The organism is Nitrosomonas sp. ANs5 (genome assembly GCF_050584665.1).
GTDB lineage: Bacteria > Pseudomonadota > Gammaproteobacteria > Burkholderiales > Nitrosomonadaceae > Nitrosomonas.
Genome location: NZ_JBEUDO010000108.1, coordinates 1 through 3,363, shown reverse-complemented (window position 1 = coordinate 3,363; position 3,363 = coordinate 1). Strand labels below are relative to the sequence as shown.

At 44.1% G+C, this 3,363-nt stretch carries 3 protein-coding genes and 1 pseudogene; 1 reads left to right on the top strand and 3 read right to left on the bottom strand.

Annotation, left to right across the window (positions count from 1 at the left end; all coding sequences use genetic code 11):
* The coding region (locus ABTW62_RS13685; protein WP_430905128.1) for a Crp/Fnr family transcriptional regulator at positions 1–240 on the top strand (240 nt) is incomplete at its 5' end.
* 227 nt (positions 241–467) lie between these two features.
* Here the strand turns inward: ABTW62_RS13685 and ABTW62_RS13680 are convergent.
* The 3 genes and pseudogenes from ABTW62_RS13680 to ABTW62_RS13670 form a co-directional block, all read right to left on the bottom strand.
* Positions 468–1,419, bottom strand: a pseudogene (locus ABTW62_RS13680) (IS1595 family transposase).
* A gap of 449 nt (positions 1,420–1,868) precedes the next feature.
* Positions 1,869–2,681 (bottom strand): PRC-barrel domain-containing protein, encoded by an 813-nt coding sequence (locus ABTW62_RS13675; RefSeq protein WP_430905127.1) that lies wholly within the window; start codon positions 2,679–2,681, stop codon positions 1,869–1,871.
* A 549-nt stretch (positions 2,682–3,230) separates the two neighbouring features.
* The coding region (locus tag ABTW62_RS13670; protein ID WP_430905129.1) for an ATP-binding protein at positions 3,231–3,363 on the bottom strand (133 nt) is incomplete at its 5' end.

Sequence of the window (3,363 nt, the reverse complement as noted above, 5' to 3'; positions counted from 1 at the left end):
GATCGCACATCATCAGTTGAGCTGATCGGTACGCATGAAATGATAGCAAGTATGCTTGGTGTGCGGCGTGAAGGCATCAGCGAGGCTGCCTGCAGATTGCAGCACGCTGGCATCATCCGTTACCGCCGTGGGCGTGTCACAGTGTTGGATAGATCTCGCCTGGAGGCAAAAGTTACCAAAGATTATCAGTTGGTTAAGGAAGAATATGCCAGGCTGATTCCCGGTGTGAGTAAATTATGATGGAAGCTATCCTCTTCGTTTGTGCTGGTCATCATTTATTTGTTGTACAACTAAGAATATCATGAGCAAATTGGTTTTGTCCTGAGCTGTTTGTACTGACGGGGTCGGGCGATAGGCAGGATAGTGCAAGGATTTCCCACAGCTGATTCAGCCTAAGTATGACGCATTCTTGGCTGACCATTAAACTGAAGGAGAGACACAAATGAATATTTTAAAAACATTCCTGATTAGTTACCTGACTCAGAAACCCTCAATATACTGAGTAGCAGAGGTTTTGTCGTTGCGGCGGCGCGCAGCAATCGCGGCACCATGGCAGCCAAATCAAAACGGCGATTGAAGCGATAGGAGAATTCTGCAAGATAGCGTTGTGCGTACTTGGCGTGATTGAATGCATGGTATGTTCCGCTGAGCGCAGTCTTGAGATTGCCAAGGAGCGTATTGACCCAGCGAAACTCGGCACGCTGCACAGCAGATTTGCCACTTCCCACAATATGGCGCTCATGCTGCGCGGCTGTATGCGTAACAGCCCCGAAACACCCCAAACCATCAGATACGACTCGTGCGGTAGATGACAGACATTCAGCCGACCACCGTTTGAGCGCTTCAAATGTAAAACCCGCTACGGGAGTCAAGCGCATATAAAGTGGCTTGCCTTCGCTGTTTGTTTGTATCGCCGCGACAAATGGCGTCTTACTTGCAGCGCCCCGGCCGCGCTTTCCCGGCCTTTCACCTCCCAGATAAGCATCATCGACCTCCACGCGTCCATCCAAACGGCGTTGCTCTTCGCGCAGCAGCATGGTCTGTAACAGTTTATGCTTGATCGACCATGCCGTTTTGTAACTTACTCCCAGCTGGCGTTTGAGTTCCAATGCACTGACCGCATTCTTGCTTTGCGTCATCAAGTAAATGGCCAAAAACCAGGTCTTTAGCGGCAATTTGGTATTCTCAAATACGGTGCCGACAATTGAAGAACATTGATAGCCGCAATCCAGGCATTCCCATAGCTTGCGACCGTTATGGGTACAGGAATATCGCTCTCCATCGCAGCGCAGGCATCCCCAGCCATGTGACCACCTCGCAGCAAACAATGCTGCTTCGCATTGTGCTTCCGTGCCATATTGACGCAGAAATTCATGCAGTGACAGGGCCTGCCTGAAACTGAATTTTATTCATCGCCATTGTTATCCTCCTTTGATCTTGCTATGTTTCTTCGTAACTTGTAGATCTTACAAGATTTCTGAGAGAAGTAACTAATCAGGAAAAAATTTATAGTCATAGCAATTTCGATGATTTTGATTGCTGGACTACCCGCATGCGAAAAAAAGAACTCAGCAGAAGCAGTAGGTGAAAAAATTGATGATGCGGCCGAAAAAGCGGGTGATGCCCTCAATGAAAAGATCGACTAATAGAAGAAGTGTCAGAGTTTAGAGTGCACTGAATAAGTCGCTGTATACACTATATCAGCCGATGTTGGCCAGGTTTTCATCCGCGCCCACTAAGAAATGGTGACGAAGTTAGAGCTTCGCGGGTCCATACTGACTGTGCGTTTGATAAAGAATTTCTAAGATACATCCGTATAAAATATAAAAAAACCCCCGGCAAGCCGGAGGTAGATGATCTATTAAAACTTAGTTTCTAAATTTAAATTCAGGCGCTTGTTCTAATTGTTCCTTGGTAACATCAATTACAATTTTCTCATCTGGTTTATTAACTTGTAAGCTATCAAATGGCACGGCAACCGATTTTTCACCCATGCCGAGAAAACCGCCGACTGACACTATTGCATATGTAGCTTTATCTTTTTTACTCAATATCAAGTCATCAATGTCACCCAATTTCTTGCCATTCCTATCGACGACGTTAAAATCAAAAAGCGCTTTGGCGTTTATGTCGTACTCGATATTTGCTGCGCTGTGTTTGCCATCAGTACCACTTTCTACGGGACGCTCGTCTGTCTGATATTGGCGGTCACGGACATACTCATATTTAAATTCAGGTGCTTTTTCTAACTCTTGCTCAGAAAGACCAATGATAGCTTCTTCTTTTGCTTTGTTTATGTTCATGTCCTGAAATGGTACGGCAACCAATTTTCCACCAACGCCGAGCATACCTCCAACCGACACTATTGCATGAACGATTTTGTCTTTTTTGCTCAATATCAAGTCATCAACTTTGCCTAGCTTCTTGCCATCTTGACCGACGACATTCATATCCATAAGTTTTTTGGCGTTTATATCGTAAGCAACGTTGGTTGAGCCAAATTCAACTTTACCGCCATTACGAGAAGACTGGTCAGTGTCAGCCCGGGAAGGCCGGTCACTGCTTGTACCAGAATTAGTGTCTTTCTCCCAATCCTGCTGAGCTTGTGCAGTCACACAAGTTAATAAAAAGCTGAGACCAATCAGGTAAGTTAAGTTGGAAAGAAATTTACGATGTATCATGTTTCAACTCCTATTGATTAATTTATCGACACGCAATAAAGCGCTTCAAAAAATCACTAATTTAGTGGAGCCTTTAAAAGAACCGCAATTCACCTGTTAATTAATTGCTAATATAATTTAAAGCCTCATCACTAACAAATTTCCTAATCACAAGTGTTGTAGCAAGGATTCGTTAGCGATATTCATGAATTCGTCATCCCTCTGTAAGAGGAGAATGCATCCTAGCAGTAAGATCGAGCGGTATCTGTACGGAAGCACACGTAAAGCTAAAAAAAATTTATAGTTCATCATAAGGTTAAAGCCACCGGCTTTAAGCGGTCAGCTTTAGCTGCGAGAATACGTCACACAGGAGGTGTAACGTAGATTACAGATATGGAAATTATATGGTCTACCAGATTGAATACCTTTTATAATATGGGTAACGAAGTATAGATATAAGAGTTGCGGTAGGAATAGGAGTTACCCTGTTGTCAACGACAATTTAATTTTGACCCGCTTACTAATAAAAGCGGCAATTTAAATTTGCCCCACTCCTGGCTTTTTCACTGATTAGTTTGTTGTTGCTTCAGTGGCTGGTAAAACACCTGCTGTCCTTTTTCCTTTTAACCGGTAACTGTTACCACTGATCTGGACGATATGGGCATGGTGAAGCAATCTATCTAGCAATGCTGAGGTTAGCGTC

Excerpts from the sequence above, each read along its gene's own strand:
- ABTW62_RS13675 (WP_430905127.1), bottom strand. The coding sequence starts at position 2,681 with ATGATACATCGTAAATTTCTTTCCAACTTAACTTACCTGATTGGTCTC.